The 20,137-nt window shown below is 66.2% G+C and carries 17 protein-coding genes; 10 read left to right on the top strand and 7 right to left on the bottom strand.

Features of this window, described 5'->3' with window-relative positions; translation table 11 throughout:
• Window positions 1–35: 35 nt before the first annotated feature.
• The 3 genes from IB261_RS05325 to IB261_RS05315 all read left to right on the top strand — a co-directional run bounded on the left by IB261_RS05325 (window position 36) and on the right by IB261_RS05315 (window position 2,802).
• Window positions 36–1,013, top strand: coding sequence for an ABC transporter ATP-binding protein (locus IB261_RS05325; RefSeq protein WP_081517423.1), 978 nt, complete (start codon window positions 36–38; stop codon window positions 1,011–1,013).
• Window positions 1,010–1,981 (top strand): peptide ABC transporter ATP-binding protein, encoded by a 972-nt coding sequence (locus IB261_RS05320; RefSeq protein ID WP_151189449.1) that lies wholly within the window; start codon window positions 1,010–1,012, stop codon window positions 1,979–1,981. The genes IB261_RS05325 and IB261_RS05320 overlap by 4 nt, the downstream gene beginning before the upstream one ends.
• 161 nt (window positions 1,982–2,142) lie before the next feature.
• Entirely contained in the window at window positions 2,143–2,802 is a 660-nt protein-coding gene (locus IB261_RS05315) for a hypothetical protein (RefSeq protein WP_192381614.1), read from the top strand.
• A gap of 292 nt (window positions 2,803–3,094) precedes the next feature.
• Here IB261_RS05315 and IB261_RS05310 read toward each other — a convergent pair whose 3' ends face one another.
• Window positions 3,095–3,721, bottom strand: a complete 627-nt coding sequence (locus IB261_RS05310; RefSeq protein WP_151189447.1) for a LysE family translocator — start codon at window positions 3,719–3,721, stop codon at window positions 3,095–3,097.
• Window positions 3,722–3,856: 135 nt separating this feature from the next.
• Between IB261_RS05310 and IB261_RS05305 the strand changes: the two genes are divergently transcribed.
• The 3 genes from IB261_RS05305 to prfH all read left to right on the top strand — a co-directional run bounded on the left by IB261_RS05305 (window position 3,857) and on the right by prfH (window position 6,299).
• Window positions 3,857–4,339 carry an Lrp/AsnC family transcriptional regulator gene (locus tag IB261_RS05305; RefSeq protein WP_045209541.1) on the top strand — a complete coding sequence of 161 codons (483 nt, stop codon included), beginning with the start codon at window positions 3,857–3,859 and terminating at the stop codon, window positions 4,337–4,339.
• A 212-nt stretch (window positions 4,340–4,551) separates the two neighbouring features.
• The gene (locus IB261_RS05300; protein ID WP_192381613.1) at window positions 4,552–5,688 is read left to right on the top strand and encodes an RNA ligase RtcB family protein; all 1,137 of its coding nucleotides are present in this window, start codon (window positions 4,552–4,554) and stop codon (window positions 5,686–5,688) included.
• Window positions 5,688–6,299, top strand: a complete 612-nt coding sequence (gene prfH / locus IB261_RS05295) for a peptide chain release factor H (RefSeq protein ID WP_192381612.1) — start codon at window positions 5,688–5,690, stop codon at window positions 6,297–6,299. The genes IB261_RS05300 and prfH overlap by 1 nt, the downstream gene beginning before the upstream one ends.
• 2 nt (window positions 6,300–6,301) lie before the next feature.
• Here prfH and IB261_RS05290 read toward each other — a convergent pair whose 3' ends face one another.
• Genes IB261_RS05290 through IB261_RS05280 form a run of 3 tightly spaced genes read right to left on the bottom strand, consistent with a single transcriptional unit; the run spans window position 6,302 to window position 8,645 of the window.
• On the bottom strand, window positions 6,302–7,204 hold the full coding sequence (locus IB261_RS05290; RefSeq protein ID WP_192382217.1) for a 5-oxoprolinase subunit C family protein: 903 nt from the start codon (window positions 7,202–7,204) through the stop codon (window positions 6,302–6,304).
• An 11-nt stretch (window positions 7,205–7,215) separates the two neighbouring features.
• Entirely contained in the window at window positions 7,216–7,893 is a 678-nt protein-coding gene (gene pxpB / locus IB261_RS05285; RefSeq protein ID WP_081517417.1) for a 5-oxoprolinase subunit PxpB, read from the bottom strand.
• A complete protein-coding gene (locus tag IB261_RS05280) occupies window positions 7,890–8,645 on the bottom strand; it encodes a 5-oxoprolinase subunit PxpA (protein ID WP_192381611.1) in 756 nt (251 codons plus the stop codon). The genes pxpB and IB261_RS05280 overlap by 4 nt, the downstream gene beginning before the upstream one ends.
• Window positions 8,646–8,776: 131 nt before the next feature.
• Between IB261_RS05280 and lpxO the strand changes: the two genes are divergently transcribed.
• Complete coding sequence (lpxO, locus tag IB261_RS05275) at window positions 8,777–9,676, top strand: lipid A hydroxylase LpxO (protein WP_138212927.1); 900 nt, start codon at window positions 8,777–8,779, stop codon at window positions 9,674–9,676.
• A gap of 227 nt (window positions 9,677–9,903) precedes the next feature.
• Here the strand turns inward: lpxO and IB261_RS05270 are convergent, their stop codons facing one another.
• Together IB261_RS05270 and IB261_RS05265 are read right to left on the bottom strand one after the other, a co-directional pair.
• Window positions 9,904–12,450 (bottom strand): sulfite reductase flavoprotein subunit alpha, encoded by a 2,547-nt coding sequence (locus IB261_RS05270; protein ID WP_225605981.1) that lies wholly within the window; start codon window positions 12,448–12,450, stop codon window positions 9,904–9,906.
• A 206-nt stretch (window positions 12,451–12,656) separates the two neighbouring features.
• Complete coding sequence (locus IB261_RS05265; protein WP_192381609.1) at window positions 12,657–14,915, bottom strand: TonB-dependent receptor; 2,259 nt, start codon at window positions 14,913–14,915, stop codon at window positions 12,657–12,659.
• A gap of 201 nt (window positions 14,916–15,116) precedes the next feature.
• Here IB261_RS05265 and IB261_RS05260 point away from each other — a divergent pair, with 201 nt between their 5' ends.
• From IB261_RS05260 to IB261_RS05250, 3 genes are all read left to right on the top strand, one after another.
• Window positions 15,117–15,797 (top strand): Fe2+-dependent dioxygenase, encoded by a 681-nt coding sequence (locus IB261_RS05260; protein WP_192224694.1) that lies wholly within the window; start codon window positions 15,117–15,119, stop codon window positions 15,795–15,797.
• 6 nt (window positions 15,798–15,803) lie between these two features.
• Complete coding sequence (locus IB261_RS05255) at window positions 15,804–16,598, top strand: tetratricopeptide repeat protein (protein WP_192224693.1); 795 nt, start codon at window positions 15,804–15,806, stop codon at window positions 16,596–16,598.
• A 97-nt stretch (window positions 16,599–16,695) separates the two neighbouring features.
• Window positions 16,696–18,498: a phosphoethanolamine transferase CptA gene (locus tag IB261_RS05250; protein ID WP_081517411.1), complete on the top strand. Its 1,803-nt coding sequence runs from the start codon at window positions 16,696–16,698 to the stop codon at window positions 18,496–18,498.
• A gap of 212 nt (window positions 18,499–18,710) precedes the next feature.
• On the opposite strand, the gene IB261_RS05245 is transcribed toward IB261_RS05250, so the two are convergent.
• Window positions 18,711–19,874 carry a type III PLP-dependent enzyme gene (locus IB261_RS05245; RefSeq protein WP_192290098.1) on the bottom strand — a complete coding sequence of 388 codons (1,164 nt, stop codon included), beginning with the start codon at window positions 19,872–19,874 and terminating at the stop codon, window positions 18,711–18,713.
• Window positions 19,875–20,137 lie beyond the last annotated feature (263 nt).

Genomic DNA, 20,137 nt, shown 5'->3' with positions numbered 1-20,137 from the left:
GATCACAACAAGAAAAGCCTGATGGAGACCGCCGTATGAGCCTCCTCGACCTGCGCAATCTTTCGGTCCGCTTCGGCGACCGCAACGCCGTCCCGGTGGTGGACGGCCTCGACCTCTCGGTGGACAAGGGCGAAGTCCTGGCCATCGTCGGCGAATCCGGCTCCGGCAAATCGGTGACCATGATGGCCCTGATGGGCCTGATCGACGCCCCCGGCATCATCACCGCCGACACCATGCAATTCGACGGCACCGACATGCTGCGCCTGAAGGGACGCGAGCGGCGGCGCATCGTCGGCAAGGACATCGCCATGGTCTTCCAGGACCCGATGACCGCCCTCAACCCCAGCTTCACCGTCGGCTACCAGATCGAGGAAGTGCTCAAGCTGCACCTCGGCCTGCGCGGCAAGGCGCTGCGCCAGCGCGCCCTGGAACTGCTCGAACGGGTGGAGATCCCCGGCGCCGCGCAGCGCCTGGACGCTTACCCGCACCAACTCTCTGGCGGCATGAGCCAGCGCGTCGCGATCGCCATGGCGATCGCCGGCGAGCCCAAGCTGCTGATCGCCGACGAGCCCACCACCGCGCTGGACGTGACCATCCAGGCGCAGATCATGGAGCTGCTGCTCAACCTGCAGCGCGACCAGGGGATGGCGCTGATCCTGATCACCCACGACCTCGCCGTGGTCGCCGAGACCGCCCAGCGCGTCTGCGTGATGTACGCGGGGCAGGCGGTGGAGATCGGCGAGGTGCCGGCGCTGTTCGACCTGCCGACGCACCCGTACACCGAGGCGCTGCTCAAGGCGATCCCCGAGCACAGCGCCGGCGAGGAACGCCTGGCCACCCTGCCCGGCATCGTCCCCGGCAAGTACGACCGCCCGCAGGGCTGCCTGCTGTCGCCGCGCTGCCCCTACGTGCAGGACAACTGCCGCAGCGTGCGCCCTGCCCTCGAAGCCCATGAGCGCGGCGCCGTGCGCTGCTTCTACCCGCTCAACCTGAACACCGAGGTGGCCCGATGAGCGCCGTCCTGACCGCCCGCGACCTGACCCGTCACTATGAAATCTCCCAGGGCCTGTTCAAGCCGCACGCCCTGGTCCGCGCGCTGAACGGTGTGTCCTTCGACCTGCAGGCCGGCAAGACCCTCGCCGTGGTTGGCGAGTCCGGCTGCGGCAAATCCACCCTCGCCCGCGCGCTGACCCTGATCGAGGAACCCACTTCCGGCTCCCTGCAGATCGCCGGCCACGAGGTGAAAGGCGCCGACCACGACACCCGCAAGCAACTGCGCCGCGATGTGCAGATGGTCTTCCAGAACCCCTACGCCTCGCTCAACCCGCGGCAGAAGATCGGCGACCAGCTGGCCGAGCCGCTGGTCATCAACACCAGCCTGTCCCGCGCCGAACGCCGCGAGCGCGTGCAGGCGATGATGAAGCAGGTCGGCCTGCGCCCCGAGCACTACCAGCGCTACCCGCACATGTTCTCCGGCGGCCAGCGCCAGCGAATCGCCCTGGCCCGCGCCATGATGCTGCGGCCCAAGGTGCTGGTGGCGGACGAACCGACCTCGGCGCTGGACGTGTCGATCCAGGCCCAGGTGCTCAACCTGTTCATGGACCTGCAGCAGGAGTTCGGCACCGCCTACGTGTTCATCTCCCACAACCTCGCCGTGGTCCGCCACGTGGCCGACGACGTGCTGGTTATGTACCTCGGCCGCCCGGCGGAAATGGGCCCGGCGGACAAGCTCTACGAGCGCCCGCTGCACCCCTACACCCAGGCGCTGCTGTCGGCGACCCCGGCCATCCACCCCGATCCGGACAAGCCCAAGATCAAGATCCAGGGCGAACTCCCCAACCCACTCAATCCGCCCACCGGCTGCGCCTTCCACAAGCGCTGCCCGTATGCGACCGAGCGCTGCAAGACCGAGGTGCCGGAACTGCGCCTGCTCGATGAGCGCCAGGTGGCCTGCCACCATGCGGAGCAGTTCCTGAACTGATACGAAACGGGCCGGTCATAGACCGGCCCCTCTTTCGGAAACAGCTGCGTCCTACGACGCAGCCGGAACAGGCCTATCGCCTGATCCAGACAATCCCGCCAGGGTGGCACCCCGCCACTGCCTGCACGCCGTGGCCGTTATCCACAGGGCCAAGATCCTCCATGCTGCTGTTCTACCTCCTGCTCATCCTCGTCACTGCCATCGTCGCCAACGTCCAGTTGCACAAGTGGAAGCGTCAGCGACGGATGGACGTGCGCGCGGCTGTGAAGTCGCGGAAGAAGCCAGCGGCGAAGAAGAAAGCGCCAGCGGAGGACGTCGAACTCGACGAAATCGACTGGGACGGTCTCGATCAGGAGGAGCTGGATTTCAGTGCGCCGCCCCCGCCAGCGCCAAAGCCACTGCCCGCGTCGGTTCGTGCCGCGGCCCCCACCCAGCCGCCGGCCGAGGCCAAACCGAAGGTCGAGCCCAAGGACGAATTCTTCGCCCTGGAACGCGCACTGCCACCGGGACAACTGACGGCCGCCCAGCGCGACGAAGCCATGGCGCAATTGCTCAAGACCAGCCTGCACCTCCCTACGCCGGAGCCCGGCGAAAAGCATGTGGTGCTGGACATGGACGACGGCAGCTACGTGCCGGTCGCCACGCACCCGACAGCGGCAGCCATCGCCCTCGGGCATCTTGCCGAGAGCCTGCAACAGCGCATGGGCGCGCAACTGCTGCGCGAGTTGCGCGGCAAGGACCTGGGCCTGCTGGTGGTCGCGCGCAATCCGCAGAAGCCCTCGGTGGCGCGGCTGTGGAAAATCCAGCCGGAAGACCTCTGACAAACAAACCACGCCTGCGACCTCGCACTGTCACGTCCGTTCCTACAGTGATACTCCAGCGCTCGGGCCTGCCCTCACCCTAACCCTGGCTGCGCGCCCCGCTCAGAGGGAGAGGGGACCGTTCGGTGCAAGATGAAACTACCGCGTCAGCTGGCACAATCTGCTCCCTCTCCCTCCGGGAGAGGGCTGGGGTGAGGGGGAACGTTGGCACAAACTTGCCGGAAAGAAGACAGTTGCTCCAACTTCCCATGAGGCGACGGAGCAGACCTGCATGAGCGCGCATGTCGCTTTCCTACAAATCTCGGATCAGCGCCAGGCGCACGCCGAAGCCCAGCAGGATGCCGCCGAAGCCCCACTGCTGAACACGCTGCATCGTCCGGTGCCGCGCCAGCCAGCGCCCCATGCGCTCGCCACTGACGGCGTAGAAGCTGTCGAACCCCAGCCCGACCACCACCAGCACGCCGCCCAACAGCGCGAACTGCAGCGCCAGCGGGCCGTTCTGCGGATGGATGAACTGCGGCAGCAGCACCGAACAGAACAGCAGCGCCTTGGGGTTGAGCAGATTGGTCAGCAGGCCCCGGCGAAATGCTCGTCGGTAGCTGACTGTGGATAACCCAGCCGAGCCGGTCGCTACCGGCAAACCCAGCGGTGCGCGCAGCAGTTGCAGGCCAATCCACGCCAGGTAGAGGCCGCCGCCGATGCGCACGACATCGAAGGTCCAGGGCGCGGTGCGGAACAGCAGCGCCAGCCCGGTCGCCGCCAGCGCGACGTGGCAGCCACGGGCCAAGCCCAACCCCAGGGCCGTTGCCAGAGCCGCGCGGCAGCCGTCGCGGGCACCGGTGTGCAGCAGGAGAATCATGTCCGGCCCCGGCAGCAGGTAGACCATCGCCAGGGCCAGCAGGAAGACGCCGATATCCACAAGAGCCACTCCGAAGAAGTCATTGCGGATAGGGATTCTATGCCTGAAGGCCGAGGCAGGTGCTTGCGTATTCAGCCAGTCTGACGCTAACAATTGGCATACTCTGCCAGTCTCAAGCTTAAACAGTAGCCACTCATGCCAAACCCTAAACTGGACGCCTACGACCACCGCATCCTCGCCGCGCTGCAGCGCGATGGCCGGCTGACCAACGTGCAGCTCGCCGAGGAGATCGGTCTGTCGCCCTCCCCCTGCCTGCGCCGGGTGCGCCTGCTGGAGGAAGCCGGGATGATCCGTGGCTACCACGCCGAACTGGGCCGCGACGAAGTCGGCCTCGGGCTGACCGTGTTCGTCGGAGTGAAGGTGGAGCGCCACAGCGACACCAGCGCCGCCGCGTTCCGCCAGGCCGTGATCGACCTGCCGGAAGTCATCTCGGTGCACCTGGTCAGCGGCGAGTCGGACTTCCTCCTGCAAGTGGTGCTGCCCGACCTGCGCGCCTATGAGCAGTTCCTCACCGGTACCCTGCTCAAGCTGCCGGGCGTCAGCGACATCCGCAGCAACTTCGCCATCCAGACGGTGAAGGAGTCGGCGCCCCTGCCGCTGCGGCACCTGCCGAAATAGCGAAGATTGCGCACGGCCGGCTGTGCGCCTATCATTCGCAGCCTTCCCATCCACCGACAGCAAAGGAGAGACATCATGCAAATACTGATCACCCTTTGCAGGTCGCGTCTGGCGTAATCGCTTCCCCGCCGCCCCTTTTGGCGGCACCGCATTGCCCGGCTCCGGCCTGCCCCCATCCTCTTTTTTCGTTTCATTCCTCATGGGATTGGACAATGGGCAATTGCATCCAAAATCTGTCCGACGGCATCACCCTGATCGCCGCGGACGACACCTGGATCGAAGGTAAAGCGATCCAGCAACTTGAAACCACCGCCCGCCTGCCGGGCATGCAGCGTGTCGCCGGCATGCCGGACCTGCACCCCGGTCGTGGCTACCCGATCGGCGCGGCGTTCTTCACCACCGGCCGCCTGTACCCGGCGCTGGTGGGCAACGACATCGGCTGCGGCATGGCGCTGTGGCGCACCGATATCGCCACCGCCAAACTGAACCTGGACAAGCTGGAAAAGCGCCTGGGCAACCTCGACGGCCCGCTGGACGATGACTGGAGCGAGCGCGTCGCAAGCTTCGGCCTGCCGCCCTGCGGCCACGAGCATTCGCTGGGCACCATCGGCGGCGGCAACCACTTCGCCGAGCTGCAGCAGCTCGATCAGCTCTACGACCAAGTCGCCGTCGAAGCCCTCGGCCTCGACCGCCGTCACCTGCTCCTGCTGGTGCACAGCGGCTCGCGCGGCCTGGGCGAAGCCATCCTGCGCGAGCAGGTCGATCGCTTCAGCCACCAGGGCCTGGAACAAGGCACCGACGCCTGCGCGCACTACCTGGCCCGCCACGATGGCGCGCTGCGTTTCGCCGAAGCCAACCGCCAACTGATCGCCCGGCGCATGCTCGACCGCCTGCGGGCGGACGGTTCGCAGGTGCTGGACGTGAACCACAACCTCGTCAGCCCGGCGCAGGTCGAAGGCGTCGACGGCTGGCTGCACCGCAAGGGCGCGACGCCGGCGGATCGCGGGGTGATGGTCATCCCCGGTTCGCGCGGCGACTACAGCTACCTGGTGGAACCGGTCGCCGATCCGCGCAGCCTCTTCTCCCTCGCCCACGGCGCGGGGCGCAAGTGGATGCGCAGCGAGTGCAAGGACCGTCTCTCGGCGCGCTACCGCGTCGAGCAGCTGGCCCGTACTGCGCTGGGCAGCCGGGTGATCTGCGGCGATCGCGGGCTGATCTACGAGGAAGCGCCGGAGGCCTACAAGGCCATCGACTCGGTGGTCGGTGCGCTGCGTGAAGCAGGGCTGCTGCGGGTACTGGCGCGACTGAAGCCGGTGCTGACCTACAAGACCCGCGGGGAGTGCTGCTGATGATCCTGCTGCAACTTTCCGCGGCCCAGGGGCCCGACGAATGCGCACTGGCCGTGGCCAAGGCCCTGCAGCGCCTGCTGCGCGAGGCCGAGGCCAACGGTGTCGAGGTGCGCGTGATCGAGGAAGAAGCCGGCCCGCGCCGAGGCACCCTGCTCTCGGTGCTGCTGGCGCTGGACGGTGACTCGGCGGCAACCCTGGCCGAGGACTGGAGCGGCACCCTGCAATGGGTCTGCGCCAGCCCTTACCGGCCCAATCACGGGCGCAAGAACTGGTACTTCGGCGGCGCGCGCTTCAGTGCGCCACCGGCCAGCCTCGAAGGTGAAGTACGCTTCGAAACCTTGCGCTCCTCCGGCCCCGGCGGGCAGCACGTCAACACCACCGACTCGGCAGTGCGCGCCACCCACGTCGCCAGCGGCCTGAGCGTCAAGGTCCAGACTGAGCGCAGCCAGCACGCCAACAAGCGCCTGGCGCTGCTGCTGATCGCCCGCAAGCTGGAGGAAAGCGCGGAGCAGGCAAGCAGCGAGCTGCGCGCCGAACGCCGGCTGGTGCATCACCATCTGGAACGCGGCAATCCGCGCCGGGTGTTTCGCGGTGAACGCTTCGAGGGCTGATGTCAGCCGCAGAAGAAGCGCAGGAACGTGCGCAGGTCCGCCTGCGCACGTTCCACGCTCACCGGGGTGAAACGCACTTCGCTGTGCGCCGGGCATTGCGCCAGGCGGCCGATGTCCAGCGGGTGCAGCACGCCCAGCAGCGGGTAGCCACCCATGCTCTGGCGGTCGGCCAGCAGGACGATCGGCTGGCCGTCCGGCGGCACCTGGATGGCGCCTTCCACTACCCCCAACGACCATTGCCGGCGAGGCGCGTTCAGCGCTTCGCCGCGCAGTCGCACGCCCATGCGATCGGACTGCGGGCTGACCTGCCAGCGCTGTTCGAAGAAGGCCTGGCGCTGGTCCTCGCTGAAAGGATCCGGGCCGGGCAGTACGCGCAGTGTCGGGGCCTCGCGGTAGTCCGGCCGATAAGGCCAGGGCACGCTGGCACCGCGAGTGAAATGCTCGCCGTAGGCGGCACATTCCAGCAGATCGTCGGCGGCGAGCGGCTGGCCATTGCCGGCAAGACCGCCGAGTTTTTCCCGCATCTGGGTCGCGACGCTACCCAGTATCGGCTGCGCCGAGAAACCTCCGGCAGCGGCGAGATACCCCCGCTGCCCGGTACGGGCGAAGCCCAGCTTCAGGCGCTGCCCGGCCCTCACGCGAAAGCGCGACCAGCCCGGTAGCGGCTTACCATCGAGCGTCGCCGGCAACTCGGCGCCCGCCAGTGCCAGCCAGGTGTCAGCCTGCACTTCCAGCTCCACTCCGCCCAGCGCGATTTCCAGCAACGGCACGCCCGGCCCGTTGTCGAGCAGGCGATTGGCCCAGGCCGCCGCGTGCTTGTCCACAGGGCCACCGGGCGATACGCCCAGGTGCTGCCAGCCCCGTCGGCCGCCGTCCTGCAGCAGGCAGAGCAGGCCGCAAGCCATGATTTTCAGGCTCACGGCTCGCCACCAGCCGCGCGATAAGCCGCCTCATCGATGGGCACAAAGCGCACGCAATCGCCCACCGCCAGCGGGCAAGGCGGCTGCCGATGCGGATCGAACAGGCGTTGCGCGGTGCGCCCGAGCAGGTGCCAACCACCAGGCGAGGCCTGTGGATAAACCGCCGTCTGCCGCTCGGCGATTGCCAGGCTACCGGCGGGCACGTGGGTGCGCGGCGTGGCCCGGCGCGCTAGGGCGAGGCGTTGGTCGAGCTCGCCGAGGTAGGCGAAACCGGGGGCGAAGCCGATGGCGCCGACGCGATAATCGCGGCCGGCGTGCAGATCGATCACCTGCGCCGGAATGAGCCCGCAGAGACGAGCGACTTCGGCGAGGTCCTCACCGGCATACCACACGGCAATTTCATGCAGGCGCCCGCCGTCGTTCGCCAGGGCATCGCCGGGCCAGTCCGCCAGCGCGGCCTGCACGCGGCTTTGCAATTGCGGGAGGTCAGTGCGCAACAGGTCGTAGTGCAGCAACAGCGTGGTCCAGCCCGGCACACAATCCGTCAGTGCCGCGCCCAGCTCGGTACGCAGGCGCTCGGCCAGTCGGGCGATGCGCAGCGGCAGCGCATCGTCGGGCTGTTCCGCGAGGGTGATCAGCAGCGCCGTGGCGCCGAAGGCTTCGACACGGATCATGCCTGGTCCAGCAGGCCACGCAGGCGCCGCAGCACCGCCAGGGATTCGGGGTTATCACCATGCACGCAGAGGCTGTCGGCGCGCAGGCGCAGCGGATTGCCGTCGATATCCGGGAATGGCTCGCCACGGGCAATGGCCAGGGCCTGGTCGAGGATGCGCTGCGGCTCGTGGTGCACGGCGTTGGGCAGCCGGCGCGGGGCAAGCTGACCATCGGGCAGGTAGGCGCGGTCGGCAAAGGCTTCGAACATCAGCGGCACGTCGGCGGCGTCAGCCAGTTGCAGCTCGCGGCGGTTGTCGGCCAGGGCCAGCACCATCAGCGGCAGGCGCTTGCGGTAGGCGGCACACGCGTCGAGCACCGCCGCAAGAAGCGCATCGTCGCGCACCAGGTCGTTGTACAGCGCGCCGTGGGGCTTCACGTAGGCCACCTGGGTGCCGGCGGCGCGGCAGAAGGCGTCCAGCGCGCCGATCTGGTACAGCACCAGGGCGTGGACGTCTGCGGGCGAACAGCTCATGTGCCGGCGACCGAAGCCAGCCAGGTCCGGGTAGGCGGGGTGCGCGCCGATGCTGACGCCCTGCTCCACCGCCAGTCGAACGGTGCGCTGCATGGTCAGCGGATCGCCCGCGTGGTAGCCACAGGCGAGGTTGGCCTGATCGATCAGAGGCATGGCGTGGGTATCGTCGCCCATTCGCCAGGCGCCGAAGCTTTCGCCCATATCGCAGTTGAGCAGGATACGCGGGGTGGGCTCGATCATCGCTATCGCCGTCCTTCCAGATTTCCCACAGGTTAAAGCACCTGCAGGCCTTTGGCCTTCGGAGAATACTCAGTCACGCTCAGGAGGAGTACCATCCCGCCTCTAGACCCGTGGAAATCTCCCCCCGAATGATCAAAGCCGCCATCCTGGCCGCCTTCGGCCTGAGCATCGTTTATGTCCACCTGCGTGGGCGGGTGCGCCACAAATTCACGCGCCAGTTGAGCGACCACTCCAGCTTCCTGGCGCCGATCAACTGCCTGATGTACCTGTTCTCACGGGTGCCGAGCCAGCCGTACCTGGCGACCGACGAATTCCCCGAGATGCGCCTGCTTGCCGACAACTGGGAAGCCATCCGCAGCGAAGCCCTGCACCTGCGCGACGCCGGCAGCATCAAGCGTTCCGACCAGCTCAACGACGTGGGTTTCAACTCCTTCTTCAAGACCGGCTGGAAGCGCTTCTACCTGAAGTGGTACGACGACAGCCACCCGTCCGCCGACGCGCTGTGCCCGAAGACCACCGAGCTACTGCGGCAGATTCCGTCGGTGAAGGCAGCGATGTTTGCCGAGCTGCCGCCGGGCTCGCGCCTGGTGCGCCACCGCGACCCCTATGCCGGTTCGCTGCGCTACCACCTGGGCCTGCTGACGCCGAATGACCCGGGCTGCTTCATCGAGGTGGACGGCGAGCGCTACCACTGGCGCGACGGCGAGGCGGTGGTGTTCGACGAGACCTATATCCACTACGCCGAGAACACCACGGATCACGACCGGGTGATCCTCTTCTGCGATATCGAGCGGCCGCTGAAATACGGCTGGGTGACGGCGTTCAACCGCTGGTTCAGCCGCAACGTGATGGCAGCAGCGGCTTCGCCCAACGACGCGGGCGACAAGACCGGCGGCATCAACCGCGCCTTCGCCTCGCTGTACAAGATCCGCCTGCATGGCAAGGCGCTGAAGAAGCGCAACCGCAAGCTGTACTACCTGCAGAAGTGGGGCTTCTTCGCGGCGGTGCTGGCACTGTTCTTATGGATATGAGCCGCGCCTGAAATCAAAAAGGCCTCCGCATTCGCGGGGGCCTTTTTGTTTGCGGACCGTTCAAGACATCGTGGACCGATCCGTTTGCAGGTGCATCGCTGGCCGCGAAATCCGCAGGTACCGGCGACGGCGGTGCGGAACGCCAACGCCGGCGGTGCCGGCAGGTCGCGGGCATGGCCCGCTCCTACAGGTTCAGGCCAGCGCGGTGGGCTCCCCCTGACGCAGGATCAATAGACATCGCGGCGGTAGCGCCCACTCTCCAGCAGCGCCTCGACCTCGGCGTCCCCCAGCATCTCGCGCAGGGCGCGGTCGACGCCTTCGGCCATGCCCTGCAGGCTGCCGCAGACGTAGATCGCCGCGCCGTCGTCGAGCCACTGGGCGAGGACTTCGCCGCTGGCACGCAGGCGGTCCTGCACGTAGAGCTTTTCGGCCTGGTCGCGGGAGAAGGCGACATCCAGGCGTTGCAGTTCGCCGCGCGCCAGCAGGCCTTCCAGTTCCTCGCGGCAGTAGAAGTCGTGGGCGATGTTGCGCTCGCCGAACAGCAACCAGTTACGCGACCGGCCCTCTGCCACGCTCGCCTGCAGCAGTGCGCGCAGGCCGGCGATACCGGTGCCGTTGCCGATCAGGATCAGCGGGCGATCCTCCTCGGTCAGGTGGAAGCTGCGGTTGCGCCGCAGGCGCAGCAGCAGGCTGCCGCCCTCGGGCAGGTACTCGGTCAGCCAGCCGGAACAGATGCCCAGCGAGCCGTCGGCGTGCTGTTCCTGGCGGACGATCAGCTCCAGGGCGCCTGCGCTGCGCAACGAGGCGATGGAGTACTGGCGCACCGAGAGCTTGATCAGCGCGTCGTAAACCGCCTGGCCATGCTGGCCGACCAGGTGCTCGAGGTTGCCCGGCAGCAGGCAGCCGGCCAGGGCGTCCTTCAGCGGCAGGGCCAGGCCATCCACTCGCACCTTGGCAGCACCATCGAGGCCGAGGCGCTCGAGCCAGCGGGCGACGAGGAAGTCCGGTTGGCGCGGAACGATTTCCACGAGGTCGCCGGCAGCCCAGTCGATCTGCGAGTCGTTCGGCGCGGTGAGGCGCAGCAGCCAGGTGGAATCGCCCTGGCTGCCGGGGTTGAGGTGTCCGCGACCACTCAGCGTCCAGACCTCGAAAGCTGGTGCAGTGAACGCCACTTGCGGCGCGGCGCCGGAGAGTTCGGCCAGACGGACCTGCCAGTTGTGCAGCGCAGCGGCATCACCATTGTCCACTTCCACGCCGTCGAACAGCGGGCGCGCGCCCTGCCCTTGCAGCCAGCCCTGCATGCGTCGGGCGAAGCCGCAGAAGTGTTCGTACTGGCGGTCGCCCAGGGCCAGGATGGCGAAGCGCAGGTCATTGAGGCCGAGGGTCTGGCCCAGCAGTTGGCGTTCGAAGCCACGGGCGCTGTCCGGCGCCTCGCCTTCGCCAAAGGTGCTGACCACGAACAGCGCGTTGCGGGTCTGCTCCAGCTGCGCGCGATCCAGCTTGCCCAGCGGCTCGACACGCACCGGCAAACCGGCGGCCTGCAACTGGCCGGCGCTCTGCCACGCCAGCTGCTCGGCGAAGCCGCTCTGGCTGGCATAGCCCACCAGCCAGGAGTCGGCGCCAGCGGCGTTGCTGCCCAATTCGCCACGGGCGGCCTGCGCGGCGCGCTTCTTGCGGCGGCGGTCGAGGTAGAGCAGCCAGCCGGTGATGAAGAACAGCGGCATGGCGAGGCTCGCGAGCATCATCAGGATGCGCCCGGTAAGGCCGAAGTAGCTGCCCACGTGCAGGGCGTAGACGCTGGTGAGCAGTTGCTTGCCGGCGCTGCTGTCGTTGTAGCGGCGGTGCTTGAGCAGCTTGCCGCTGGCCGGGTCGATGGTCATCTCGTTGAAGGCGCGTTCGTGGGCGGCATCATCGAGGAGATAGAACACGGTGGCCGGCTGGCCCTTCACCGGCGGCAGGCGCAGGTTGTAGGCAGTCATGTTGGGGCCGCCGGTCTGCGCGACGGTGTTCCAGATGGCCGTGGCATCCACCACCGGCGGCGGGCCCTCGGGCGCCGGGCCACGTTTGCCGCCGCGCTGGCCGCCCTTGGCCTGGCCGGCAGGGGCGTCGTCGAGCAGCTTGAACAGGCCGTTGCGGTACCACTCGTAGGACCAGTACAGGCCGGTCAGCGAGGCCAGGAGGTAAAACACCAGGCACCAGGTGCCGGCGACGGCGTGCAGGTCCCAGTTGAAAGCGCGACCCTTCTTGCGCCAGTCGAAGGTCAGCCAGGTGCGCCAGTTCAGCGCCTTGCGCGGCCAGCGCAGGTACAGGCCGGAGAGGCAGAAGAAGATCAGGATCAGGGTGCAGGCGGCCGTGATCCGCTGGCCGACTTCGCCGGCGGCGAGGAAACGGTGCAGCTGCATGATGAACATGAAGGCGCCCTCGCCCACTGGCGCGGGCAGAGCTTGCGCGGTGTACGGGTCGACATAGAGCGATTCGCCCCGGCGCTGGCCCGGTGGCGGGCTGAAGAAGATGCGCGCGGACTCCACGCCTTCGGTCTTCAGCCAGAGGAAGGAAACCTTCTTGCCCGGCTCGGCGCTCTCCACCCGGCGGATCAGTTCGTCCATCGGCAGCACGGCTTCGGCGCGCTTTTCCACCACCAGGCTCTGGGGGTTGATGGCGCGCAGGATTTCATCCTGGAACGACAGCATCGCTCCGGTGATGCCCATCAGTGCCAGCACAAGCCCTGCGCTGATACCGAACAGCCAATGCAACTGGAAAAGGACTTTCTTCAACACCGCGACTTCACCTTCGGACACCCATCACGCAGGGCGGGCATTTTAATGAGAATGGCTCGCAAGCGCAGCCGATTTAACAATCTTTACCCTGGCCTTACCTTCGCCGTACGGGCGCCAGCCCCGGACAAAGAAAAGCCCCGGCCGAGGAGCATCGGCCGGGGCGGGGCGCCAGAGGTGCGCGCCCCAACGGAAGGAGCTCGTTCTCAGAAGTGGACGTTGACACCCAGCAGCGCGGTGCGACCAGGGGCCACGTGGGCCATGTGGGTGCTGAAGACCTGGTCGAAGTAGCGCTTGTCGGTCAGGTTCTGCACGTTGAGCTGCAGGTCGACGTTCTTGCTGATCACGTACTTGGCCATGGCGTCGTAGCGCCAGTAGGACGGAATCATGGTGCTGTTGGCGGTGTTGCCGTACTGCTCGTCGACGTAGGTGGCGCCGCCGCCCACGGTGAAGTTCTGCAGCACGTCGTAGGTCGACCAGAGGGTGAAGTTGTTCTGTGCGGTCTGTGGCATGCGGTTGCCTTCGTCGCTGGCCACGCTGGACTTGAGGATCTCGCTGTCCAGGTAGGTGTAGCCGCCGAAGACTTTCCACTTGGGCGTCAGCGCGCCGCTGAAGCCCAGCTCGACGCCCTGCACACGCTGCTCGCCATCGAGCACCTGCACGGTGGAGTCATCCGGCGAGGCAACACGGGCGTTGGTCTTGTCGGTGCGGAAGATCGCTGCATTGAGCGACAGCGCTTCGTCGAAGAACGCCCACTTGGTGCCGATCTCGTAGTTGCGGTTGCGTTCCGGATCGAGGTTGGTGTTGGCCAGGGCCAGGTCGCCACCGCCTTCACCGGCAGTCTCGCCGCTAGGGTTGCTGGAGGTGGACCAGGCGGCGTAGACGCTGCCGTTGGGCGCCGGTTTGTAGACCACACCGAGCTGGTAGTTCCAGAAGTGGGAGTTGTTCTGGCGGTCGAAATCGCCGGCGGGCGAGCCGCGGCCCCCGGTGGAATAACCGCTGGAGCGGGTCTCGAAGTCGTCGTAGCGCAGGCCGAGGTTGAGGTCCCACTGCCCGCTGAGCTTGAGGGTATCGAACACGTAGGCCGAGGCGGTCTTGGTGTCGGTGTCGGTAAAGGCGGCGCTGTCGGTGATGCTGCCGGTCCAGTGGTCGCCCGGGGTCGGCTTGTTCAGGCTGGTGCAGTCGCCGCTGGCGATCAGCGATGGCGTGCAGATGTTGCCACTGCCGCCGCCCGGAGTGATCACGTACGGGCGGTTGTGCACGTCCTCGTAGCTGAACTCCATACCGGTCACCAGGGTATGGCCGACGAAGCCGGTGTCGAAGATGGACTTCAGGTCAGTCTGGTTGACCCAGCCCTTGGAGGTGGAGTTGCGGTTCTTCGAGGAGCGATAGACCAGGCCGTTGGCGACGTTGCCGCGACTGTCGTCGGGGTTGGTGACGATGTAGTCGAGGGTGGTGCGCACCAGGCGGAAGCTGTTGGACAGGGTCAGGTTGTCGTTCAGGTCGTGCTCGATCCGGAAGGTCCCGGTATCGGTGGTGCTCTTGCGATAGTCGCGGTCGTTCAGGCCGTAGAAGTTGCTCTTGTCCACGGACACCGGCTTGCTCGGGTTGCGCTCGCTGCGCCCGGTGAGGGTCAGCGGGATGCCGTAGTCGGGCATGTCGTCGGTGGACAGGTGGTAGTAGGACAGCGTCGCACGGGTCGGCGTGTTGAAGCCGAAGGTGATGGTCGGCGCGACGCCCCAGCGGCTGACATTCACCTCGTCGCGGCCGGCGACATTGGCATCGTGCTTCATCAGGTTCAGGCGGAAGGCCGCGTTGTCGCCCAGCATGTGGTTGACGTCGAGGGTGGTGCGGCGGGTCTGGTCGGTGCCCAGCACGACGCTGGCGTCGTTGAAGTCGGCCTGCTTGGCGGTCTTGCTGATCAGGTTCAGGCTGCCACCGGTGGAGCCGGCGCCGGTGTAGGCGGAACCCGGGCCCTTGCTCACTTCGATCTGCTCGATGTTGAAGATTTCGCGGGTCTGCGAGGCGACGTCGCGCATGCCGTCGAGGAAGGTGTCGCTTTCGGCGTTGAAGCCGCGGATGAACGGGCGATCACCCGCCGGGTTGCCACCCTCACCCGCCCCGAAGGTGATGCCGGGCGTGGTGCGCAGCGCATCCTGCAGGGTCAGCGCGCCGGTATCCTTGATCACCTGCTGCGGGATCACGGTGACGGTCTTGGGCGTATCCAGCAGCGGCGCGGTGTACTTCTCGTTGGAGGACTTCTCCACGTTGTAGGTGGTCGGGTCCTGCTGCTGGGTGCCGACGACAGTGTCGGCGTCCAGGGACAGCACGTCCTGGCCGGACTTCTTCGGCGCTTCGTCAGCATGGGCCAGTTGAGCGCCGGACATGGCGGTGATCGCCACGCCGACAGCGCTGACTAGAAGGCGCGGCTTGCTGCCGGCGAACTCGGTGGATTGACGCGACATCGAAACTCCCTCCCCAGGGGTTCATGAAGGCCGCGCAATTTATTGCAACTGAGAATTTGTATCAATTCACATTCATTACCATACGCACATGATTTACAACTTTTACACTTTCTCCCTGTCGGAAGTAGGGGTATGCCGGTTGTACCGATATGTTGCAAATCATTATCATTGGCAAATTATCGAAACTGATGGAACCGGCCCATGCTGCTGCACATTCCCGGCGTCTTCACCCGCGATGAGGTGACGCGCATCCGCGCCGCCCTGGAACAGGCCGAATGGGCCGACGGCAAGGTCACCGCCGGTTATCAGTCGTCCCGCGCCAAGCACAACCTGCAACTGCCGCAGGACCACCCGCTGGCCCGCGAGATCGGCGAAGCCATGCTGCAGCGCCTGTGGAGCAACCCGCTGTTCCAGTCGGCCGCGTTGCCGAGCAAGGTGTTCCCGCCGCTGTTCAACTGCTACACCGGCGGCGGCTCGTTCGACTTCCACATCGACAACGCCGTGCGCGACACCCAGGGCGGCCGCGAGCGGGTGCGCACCGACGTGTCTTCGACGCTGTTCTTCAGCGACCCGGAGGACTACGACGGCGGCGAACTGGTGATCCAGGACACCTACGGCACCCAGCAGGTGAAGCTGCCGGCTGGCGACCTGGTGCTCTACCCCGCCACCAGCCTGCACAAGGTCAACCCGGTGACCCGTGGCGCACGCATCGCCTCGTTCTTCTGGACCCAGAGCCTGGTGCGCGAGGACAGCCAGCGCGCCCTGCTGTTCCAGATGGACCAGTCGATCCAGGCGCTGACCCGCGACGTGCCGGACCATCCGGCGCTGATCGAGCTGACCGGCACCTACCACAACCTGCTGCGCCGCTGGGTGGACGTCTGACCCGCCATGAGTTTCGTCCTGCGTCGCACCGAAGAAATCAACGTCGAAGACCTCACCGGCCAGCTTGCCGATGACCCGCGACAGACCGCCCGCCTGATCGTGACCGGCGCCCGCGAGGGAGACCTCGAAGCCCAGGCATTGCTCGGGCAGATTCTCCTCGACGGCCACGGCATCGAGCAGGACGTCAGCCTTGCCCTGACCTGGTTCGGCATCGCCGCCGAGCGTGGCCACGCCATGGCGCGCAACATGCTCGGGCGCTGCCTGGAGCACGGCTGGGGCTGCGCGAAGGACGAGGCCGGCGCCGCCCGCCATTACGCCATCGCCGCGCAGCAGAAGCTCGACTGGGCGATGTACAACCTCGCCAACCTGCTCTCCACCGGCCGCGGCGTGGAACGCGACGACGCCCGCGCACTGGCGCTGTACCAGGGCGCGGCGGCCCTGGGTCACGCCAAGTCGATGAACCTGGTCGGGCGCTTCCACGAAGAAGGCCTGGTGGTAGCGCGCGACCTGGACGCGGCACACCAGTGGTACCGTCGGTCGGCCGAGGCCGGTGACTTCCGTGGCCAGTTCAGCCACGCCTCGGTGCTCGCCGAACGCGGCGACCTGCCCGCCGCGCGCATCTGGCTGGAGCGCGCACTGGAAGGCGGCAACCTCAACTTCCTGCGCGTGGCCCGCCAGCAGCTGGCGGCCTCCATGCCGCCGAGCCTGCGCGAGCTGACCCTGGCTTACTTCCAGCGCGCCGCCGAACTGGGTGACGAGTCGGACCTGCGTCACCTCGCCGAGCAGATGGGCGTCGCCTGACGCCCCTTGACGTAATTTTCACGCCCGCTTTGCTAGCTTCGCCGGCTACCCTGGCTGCCGGAGTGTTCGGCAGCCGCCACGTAACGACGAGGCGCAAGTGTCGAACACCACATCCCCCGCAGCGCGCAAACGCGTGGACTGGGCCGCCCTGGGCTGGCTCCTGCTGTTCTTCTGGTACTTCTCCGGCGTTACCCAGGCGCTGATCCTGTTCAGCGGCACCACCGGCTTTGCCGGCTTCCGTGACGCGTTCTTCCTCAGCAGCCTGTGGCTCGCACCGCCGCTGCTGCTACCGCGCTTCACCAGGGGCATCGCCGCCGTCATCGGCCTGGTGCTCTGGGGCGCCTCGCTGGTGGGCCTGAGCTACTTCGGCATCTACAAGCAGGAGTTCTCGCAGAGCGTCATCTTCGTGATGTTCGAGTCGAACACCGCCGAAGCCGGCGAGTACTTCAGCCAGTACTTCAGCCTCTGGCTGTGCCTGGCGCTGCTGGCCTACAGCGTGGTCGCCGTGGTGCTGTGGAAGCGCATCCGCCCGATCAGCATGCCGGCCTATGCCCGTGTGCCGCTGGCCGTGCTGCTGGTCGTGCTGAACCTGTTCTACCCCTTCTACAAGCAGATGGTCACCCAGGAGCGCACCTTCGCCCAGGCGGTGGAGAAGGTGCAGTCGCGCATGGAGCCGGCGGTACCGTGGCAGTTGGTGGTCGGCTACGTCCAGTACCGCCAGCAGCTGGACAACATGCAGAAGCTGCTGCAACAGAACGCCTCGCTGCCGCCCCTGCAGAACCTCAAGGACAGCAGCGGCAACGAGCCGCGCACCCTGGTCCTGGTGCTGGGCGAATCCACCACCCGCCAGCACATGCACCTGTACGGCTACGGCCGCGACACCACGCCGAACCTCGACGCCCTCGCCGCCAGCGGCCAGGGCCTGACCGTGTTCCAGAATGTGGTCGCGCCGCGCCCCTACACCATCGAGGTGATGCAGCAGATCCTCACCTTCGGCGATGAGCAGAACCCGGACAGGTTCCTCACCGATCCGTCGCTGATCAACCTGATGAAACAGGCAGGCTACAAGACCTTCTGGATCACCAACCAGCAGACGATGACCAAGCGCAACACCATGCTCACCACCTTCTCCCAGCAGACGGACGAGCAGGCGTACCTGAACAACCAGCGCAACCAGAACGCCAGCCAGTACGACGGCGTGGTGCTGGACCCGTTCGAGAAGGCCCTGAAGGACCCGGCGCAGAAGAAGTTCATCGTGGTCCACCTGCTGGGCACGCACATGGACTACCGCTACCGCTATCCCGAAGAATTCGCCTACTTCAAGGACCGCCAGGGCGCCCCCTCGGCGCTGTCGGATGACCAGGTGGAGACCTACAACTTCTACGACAACGCGGTGCGCTACAACGACTTCGTGGTGTCGAGCCTGATCAAGCGCTATTCGGCGGCCAACGCCAACGGCTTCATGCTTTACCTCTCCGACCACGGCGAGGAAGTCTACAGTTCGGGCAACCACGACCGTCTAGGCCGCAACGAGATGGACCCGACCCGGCCGATGTACACCATTCCGTTCATGGTCTGGACCTCGCCGAGCTGGCAGGCCGAACACCCGCGCGACCTGCAGGCAGTGGCCAACCGCTCCTACAGCAGCTCGCACCTGATCCACACCCTGTCGGACCTCGCCGGCCTGAGCTACGACCGTTACGAACCGGCCAAGAGCCTGGTGAACGAGCAGTTCGCCGCCGCCCCGCGCTGGATCGGCGACCCGTACAAGAAGGACGGTCTGCACGAGTTCGACAAGCTGCCGCAGGACAAGGCCGCGCCGGAACAGGAAATCGCCAAGGACGCCGAGGCTCCCGCCACGGCCCAGGCTCCGGTGCAGACGCAACCCAAGGAGGGTTGAGTCTCCCGCGATGCGATGAAACGCCCCGCCCCTGCGGGGCGTTTTTCATTCGGCCCCACCCATGGATTCAACCTACAGGAGCGCCCGATGGGCGCGATCGCGGACATGGCTCGCTCCGACAACAGTGCACAGCGGATTCAGTCCATCGCCCGTCCACGCCGCCAGAAAAGAAAAAGCCCCGCATCAGCGGGGCTTTTTCAGTGCAGCATGGCTTACAGGTAGAAGGCCTTCAGCGGCGGGAAGCCGTTGAATTCCACCGCACTGTAGCTGGTGGTGTAGGCGCCGGTGGACAGCCAGTACAGGCGGTCGCCAGCAGCCAGGTTCAGGGGCAGGCCGTACTTGTAGTGCTCGTACATGATGTCCGCGCTGTCGCAGGTCGGACCGGCGATCACCACTTCTTCCAGCTCGCCCGCTTTCTCCACATGGATCGGGAACTTGATGGACTCGTCCATGGTTTCGATCAGGCCGGAGAACTTGCCCACGTCGGTGAACACCCAGCGCTCGACGGCGGTACGCGACTTGCGCGCCACCAGCACGACTTCACTGACCAGGATGCCGGCGTTGGCGATCAGCGAGCGGCCCGGCTCGAGGATGATTTCCGGCAGCTCGTCGCCGAAGTCTTCCTTGAGGAAACGGATGATTTCTTCCGCGTAGGTTTCCAGGCTGTTGGTCTTGGCGATGTAGTTGGCCGGGAAGCCGCCGCCCATGTTGATCAGCTTCAGCTCGATGCCGTCTTCTTCCTTCAGGCGCTCGAAGATGACCTTCACCTTGGCAATCGCCGCGTCCCACACACCAATGTCGCGCTGCTGCGAACCGACGTGGAAGGACACGCCGTAGGGCACCAGGCCCAGGTCGCGGGCCAGTACCAGCAGGTCCATGGCCATGTCCGACTGGCAGCCGAACTTGCGCGACAGCGGCCAGTCGGCCGAGGTGGAGCCTTCGGTGAGGATACGCACGTATACCTTGGAGCCCGGCGCGGCCTTGGCGATGTTGCGCAGGTCGGCTTCGGAGTCGGTGGCGAACAGGCGCACGCCCTTATCAAAGAAGTAGCGAATGTCGCGGGCTTTCTTGATGGTGTTGCCGTAGCTGATCTGCTCGGCGCGCACGCCGGTCTTCATCACCTTGTCCAGCTCGTAGATGGAGGCGATGTCGAAGTTCGAACCCTTGTCGCGCAGCAACTCGGTGATCTCGGTGGCCGGGTTGGCCTTCACCGCGTAATAGATCTTGGCGAACGGGAAGCAGCCGGTCAGCTGGTCGTAGGCATCGGCAATGGTCTGCTTGTCGATGACGACGAAGGGGGTTTCCTGCTTGTCGGCAAACGCCTTCATACGCTGGAAGGTTTCGGGGGCGAAGTAATCCTCGACCTTGATGGACATGGTTGGGACTCCAAATGGCAGAACAGGTTATTCGTAGGGGTGAAGCTGAACGTCGAATCCGTTTCCCCACTTTGGTTCGCCTACTTCCCAAGGCATGTCGCCGAGTATCACCGGTACCGGTCAATGGAGCCGGTGCCTCTCGTCGTCAGTACTTGAGCCGGATGGATCGTTTCCAGCATGGACGTTCGGGCGCGAACTTTAGGACCTGAAGTCCCTGAGTTCAACCCTGAATTGCCGCTTTTTCGCATCCCTTTGTCGCACTG

The organism is Pseudomonas sp. PDM20 (assembly GCF_014852575.3).
Classification (GTDB): Bacteria; Pseudomonadota; Gammaproteobacteria; order Pseudomonadales; family Pseudomonadaceae; genus Pseudomonas.
This window is presented reverse-complemented; position numbering and strand designations above follow the sequence as displayed.

Coding starts and splice junctions, on each gene's coding strand:
- IB261_RS05325 (WP_081517423.1), top strand. CDS start 36: ATGAGCCTCCTCGACCTGCGCAATCTTTCGGTCCGCTTCGGCGACCGC.
- IB261_RS05320 (WP_151189449.1), top strand. CDS start 1,010: ATGAGCGCCGTCCTGACCGCCCGCGACCTGACCCGTCACTATGAAATC.
- IB261_RS05315 (WP_192381614.1), top strand. CDS start 2,143: ATGCTGCTGTTCTACCTCCTGCTCATCCTCGTCACTGCCATCGTCGCC.
- IB261_RS05305 (WP_045209541.1), top strand. CDS start 3,857: ATGCCAAACCCTAAACTGGACGCCTACGACCACCGCATCCTCGCCGCG.
- IB261_RS05300 (WP_192381613.1), top strand. CDS start 4,552: ATGGGCAATTGCATCCAAAATCTGTCCGACGGCATCACCCTGATCGCC.
- prfH (WP_192381612.1), top strand. CDS start 5,688: ATGATCCTGCTGCAACTTTCCGCGGCCCAGGGGCCCGACGAATGCGCA.
- IB261_RS05290 (WP_192382217.1), bottom strand. CDS start 7,204: ATGGCTTGCGGCCTGCTCTGCCTGCTGCAGGACGGCGGCCGACGGGGC.
- pxpB (WP_081517417.1), bottom strand. CDS start 7,893: ATGATCCGTGTCGAAGCCTTCGGCGCCACGGCGCTGCTGATCACCCTC.
- IB261_RS05280 (WP_192381611.1), bottom strand. CDS start 8,645: ATGATCGAGCCCACCCCGCGTATCCTGCTCAACTGCGATATGGGCGAA.
- IB261_RS05265 (WP_192381609.1), bottom strand. CDS start 14,915: ATGTCGCGTCAATCCACCGAGTTCGCCGGCAGCAAGCCGCGCCTTCTA.
- IB261_RS05260 (WP_192224694.1), top strand. CDS start 15,117: ATGCTGCTGCACATTCCCGGCGTCTTCACCCGCGATGAGGTGACGCGC.
- IB261_RS05255 (WP_192224693.1), top strand. CDS start 15,804: ATGAGTTTCGTCCTGCGTCGCACCGAAGAAATCAACGTCGAAGACCTC.
- IB261_RS05245 (WP_192290098.1), bottom strand. CDS start 19,874: ATGTCCATCAAGGTCGAGGATTACTTCGCCCCCGAAACCTTCCAGCGT.